Origin of the sequence: Microseira wollei NIES-4236 (assembly GCF_020521235.1) — a bacterium.
Lineage (GTDB): Bacteria > Cyanobacteriota > Cyanobacteriia > Cyanobacteriales > Aerosakkonemataceae > Microseira > Microseira wollei.
In genome coordinates this window covers 1-2,476 of record NZ_BLAY01000386.1, presented here as the reverse complement: position 1 = coordinate 2,476, position 2,476 = coordinate 1, and the positions used below count along the sequence as shown (strand labels likewise).

At 48.1% G+C, this 2,476-nt stretch carries 4 protein-coding genes; 1 reads left to right on the top strand and 3 read right to left on the bottom strand.

From position 1 onward, the window contains the following. Window positions 1-225: 225 nt before the first annotated feature. Window positions 226-867: a DUF3318 domain-containing protein gene (locus MiSe_RS48550; RefSeq protein WP_226594630.1), complete on the top strand. Its 642-nt coding sequence runs from the start codon at window positions 226-228 to the stop codon at window positions 865-867. 166 nt (window positions 868-1,033) lie between these two features. Here the strand turns inward: MiSe_RS48550 and MiSe_RS48545 are convergent, their stop codons facing one another. From MiSe_RS48545 to MiSe_RS48535, 3 genes are all read right to left on the bottom strand, one after another. Continuing rightward, window positions 1,034-1,651: a tetratricopeptide repeat protein gene (locus MiSe_RS48545; protein WP_226594628.1), complete on the bottom strand. Its 618-nt coding sequence runs from the start codon at window positions 1,649-1,651 to the stop codon at window positions 1,034-1,036. 212 nt (window positions 1,652-1,863) lie between these two features. Next, complete coding sequence (locus tag MiSe_RS48540; protein ID WP_226594626.1) at window positions 1,864-2,010, bottom strand: hypothetical protein; 147 nt, start codon at window positions 2,008-2,010, stop codon at window positions 1,864-1,866. A 248-nt stretch (window positions 2,011-2,258) separates the two neighbouring features. Beyond that, a partial coding sequence (locus tag MiSe_RS48535) for a hypothetical protein (RefSeq protein ID WP_226594624.1) occupies window positions 2,259-2,476 on the bottom strand: 218 nt, incomplete at its 5' end.

The following is a 2,476-nucleotide window of genomic DNA, read 5'->3' as shown; positions in this document are numbered from 1 at the left end:
CAGTTTTGCCCTATGGCTCAAAGTTTTTCCGCCGCGTCCAATCGCCCCGTTGATACGACATTGTAGCGACAAGCCATCAGTCAGTTTTGCCCTATGGCTCAAAGTTTTTCCGCCGCGTCCAATCGCCGCGATCGCTTCCCACCCAACACCTCCATGCAGGCCGAGATATCATAGCATTAGATCAATAAACATTTTATTTGCCGCTGACTTACTAGGGCTGGACTTATGGCATCCTATGCAACCTCCTCTGCTAGAGCTGAAATGAGCGAACTCCGGCGTTTGAAAAGCCTGCTACCGCCAGAGTTGCAGAGTTGGGTTATGGTTGAAGGCTCGACCGAGGTTAATCCACCCCTGATTCGCTGCGAAGAAATTGGCAAAGATTCTGTCGAGATCCAAATTGACCTGCCAAAGTGGGATCAATTAGCGATCGATCAACGCAACCTGCTATTTTGGCACGAAGTCGCCCGGATTCAAAACGACACGATTCCCAGAGATGGATGGGAAATGGCGGCGCTAGCGATTGGTTTAGGCGGCGCGGTGGGCGAACTTTGGGTACAAGATGGCTTACTGTTGATCCTGGCGCTGGCGCTGTGCGGCGTGTCGGGGTGGAGACTATATCAGAAGAATAACGGCGATCGCACGATGAGTGAAGCCTACGAAGCGGATGAGAAAGCGATCGCACTCGCCACCCGTTTCGGTTACACTCTCCCCAACGCCTACAAAAGTCTCGGTAGCGCCTTGAAAACCTTAATCGAACAAACCCCCAGCAAACGCCAACGCAGCAAATACGAAGCGCGCCTCCAAGCACTCAAACGCAGCGCGAATAAAGCAAAATCCAGAGTCCAATCCGCCCGCGAAGAATTTTAATCGACCTCACCCCCCTGCCCCCCTCTCCTATCAAAGAGAGGGGGGTAAAAATTATTTTTTACACAACCGACGCTACCGGCTTTGGTATTAATGATGTTGTTACACTCGTTCCCAGGTTCAACCTGGGAACGAAAATCTAGAGGCTCTGCCTCGGCTACTACACAATTTACCCCCAACCGCGCAAAACTTGATGAACGCAAGCCAAATACCACATATAATCATCCAGCCGATACTGAGAAGCCGCCACAATATACTCCTTCGCTAACTCAGCATTCGACTCAGCCTCATAATACAACCCCAAATAAAGATAGCTGTAAAAATTACCCCGCTTACCTTCCTTTTTCCCCGCCGCCAGCACATCATCGGGCGTACAACTTCCCGCAAACAATTCATACACCTGGCGCATCACCAAACGCGGGTCATTTCTAACCACAAGCAACTGTTTTCTCGCCTCACTCGCCCCCAAAAAACGCGCTTGACACAAATAGCGCCAGACAGTTTCCTCCACATCTTGAGCATTAACGGTTAAATCGATCTCAAATTGCTTTGCACCGTCTTCAAATCTGCCAGCATAATAATAAGATAAACCCCGCTGCCATAGATAAGGAGTTAGACGCGCATCTAATTGTTCAGCCGTGTCAAAATCTGCAATCGATTCGTTAATTTGGGCGAGTTTAAAACGCACCATCCCCCGCTGAACGTAACCTTTTGGATCCTTCGGCGACATGCGGATAAAATTATGCCAGCGATTGAGGTCATTTTCCAGAGAATTGCGATTAATCATTGCTTTGTCAAGGATGTGGCTCTATTTATTCTTATAGACCGCGCAGGCGGTCTTTGTTTGTGTAGCCGCGAATGCGAGTCGTTCGGCATCTCATGGGGGGTCTTGCACCTAGAATGAGGACGGGCAGGATGCCCATCCCACAAGAAATACAGGTTGGCGTTGCACCAGCTTTACTGGATTTGTTCAGTATTCTCGCTGTCTGCATCCGCTGTTTACTCTTTCTCCATCAGCCATTCTACAAGGATTAACGCTATACTGAACGCACAGCCCAGGTAAGGGTCGATACAAATTTGACCGAGTTGCAGGAGAATTGTAGCAATTAGGATTAAGAATTTGGCGCGGGGGGTAGCATTTAGCATTTATCTGTCCTCGAATTTGTTTATATCAACTGTTTTAACAAGCGTAAAAATAGCTGAAAATGGAATATTGTTGGGGATTAAATACCGGCAAACAATCAAAATATTGATAATTAAACGGTAAATAACCGTAAATAGCGCTAAATAACAACTGCGGTTTATCCCTGCCAGTCTAAAAAACGAATGCTATGCTTTAAATAACAATCAAATCAACGATCGTGGTAGGGGCACGGCATAGAAGATCGAGGCGTTTAAAACAAAAATTCCTGACGCCGTGCCCCGACGCCGCGATCAACAACGACCAAATCAACGATCGTGGTAGGGGCACGGCATAGAAGATCGAGGCGTTTAAAACAAAAATTCCTGACGCCGTGCCCCGACGCCGCGATCAACAACGACCAAATCAACGATCGTGGTAGGGGCACGGCATAGAAGATCGAGGCGTTTAAAACAAAAATTCCTGACGCCG

Coding starts and splice junctions, on each gene's coding strand:
- MiSe_RS48550 (WP_226594630.1), top strand. CDS start 226: ATGGCATCCTATGCAACCTCCTCTGCTAGAGCTGAAATGAGCGAACTC.
- MiSe_RS48545 (WP_226594628.1), bottom strand. CDS start 1,651: ATGATTAATCGCAATTCTCTGGAAAATGACCTCAATCGCTGGCATAAT.
- MiSe_RS48540 (WP_226594626.1), bottom strand. CDS start 2,010: ATGCTAAATGCTACCCCCCGCGCCAAATTCTTAATCCTAATTGCTACA.